1 pseudogene is annotated in these 1,448 nt (G+C 76.0%); it reads left to right on the plus strand.

Features of this window, described 5'->3' with window-relative positions:
- A pseudogene (locus LI92_RS24025) lies at window positions 1-1,448 on the plus strand (PE family protein); the annotation flags it as partial.

Below are 1,448 nucleotides of genomic sequence, written 5' to 3' on the forward strand. Positions count from 1 at the left end.
GCGGTGGCACCGGCGGTAAGGGCGGCGACGGCGGTGCCGGTGGTACGGCCACCAACGGCAAGGCCGGTAGCCAGGGTGTCGGCGGGGTCGGTGGCGCCGGCGGTGACGCCGGTGCGGCGGGCAACGGCGGCGACGGCGGTGACGGTGCCGGCGGTGGCCTGAACCCGACTGCGGGTGCCGGTGGTGCCGGCGGTGACGGCGGTGAGCGTGGTACCGCCGGGGCCGGTGGCCAGGGCGGTAACGGTGCCGGTGGTCAGGCTGCTGACGGCCAGCAGGGGGCTGAAGCGGCCGGAACCGGTAACGGCGGTAAGGGCGGCAACGGCGGCAACGGCGAAGGCTTCGGTCAGGCCGGCGGCGACGGCGGTGCCGGCGGCAACGCCGGGACAGTCGGTGACGGTGGCGCCGGCGGTGCCGGCGGTGCCGGTGCTGATGGTGCTGCGGGTGTCACCGACGGTGACGGCAACGGCACTGCTGGTGGTGACGCGGGTGCTGGTGGCGCCGGCGGTACCGGCGGTAAGGGCGGCTCACTGTCGGGTAATGGTGGTGTCGGGGGTGCTGGTGGCGCTGGTGGCGTCGGTGGCGCCGGCGGCTCCGGGACCAACGGTTCGGCCGGTGCCGACGCGGTGGCCGGCAGTGGCGGCAATGGTTCGTCTGGCGACCACGGCGGCGATGGTGGTGACGGCGGCAAGGGTGGTGCTGGTGGCGCCGGCGGTGCCGGTGGTTCGGCGACCAACGGCAGTGCCGGTAGCCAGGGTGTCGGCGGGGTCGGCGGCGACGGTGGTGCTGCCGGTGCGGCGGGCAACGGCGGTGACGGCGGTGCCGGTGCCGGCGGTGGCCTGAACCCGACTGCGGGTGCCGGTGGTGCCGGCGGCAACGGCGGTGACCGCGGTACCGCTGGTGCCGGTGGCCAGGGCGGTAACGGTGCCGGTGGTGCGGCTGCCGATGGCCAGCAGGGTGCGGAGGCCGTCGGTACCGGGAACGGCGGTAAGGGCGGCAACGGCGGTAACGGCGAAGCCCTGACCGGCCAGGCCGGTGGTGACGGTGGTGCCGGCGGCAACGCCGGGACGTTCGGCAACGGTGGTGCCGGTGGTGCCGGTGGTACCGGTGCCGGCGGTGCTGACGGTGTCACGGATGGCTCCGGCAATGGCACCGACGGCCAAGACGCCGGTGCCGGTGGCCGCGGTGGCGCCGGTGGTGCCGGTGGCTCGGTGTCCGGTGACGGCGGTGTCGGTGGCGCTGGCGGCGCCGGCGGTGTCGGCGGTACCGGTGGTGCTGGGCTTGAGGGCTCCGCTGGTGTCGATGCGGCGGCCGGCAGTGGCGGCAACGGCACGGCCGGTGGTGATGGCGGCAACGGTGGCGGCGGTGGCACCGGCGGTAAGGGCGGCGACGGCGGTGCCGGTGGTACGGCCACCAACGGCAAGGCCGGTAGCCAGGGTGTCGGCGGGGTC

This window comes from Mycobacterium sp. UM_Kg1, assembly GCF_000972925.1.
GTDB classification, from domain to species: domain Bacteria; phylum Actinomycetota; class Actinomycetes; order Mycobacteriales; family Mycobacteriaceae; genus Mycobacterium; species Mycobacterium hiberniae.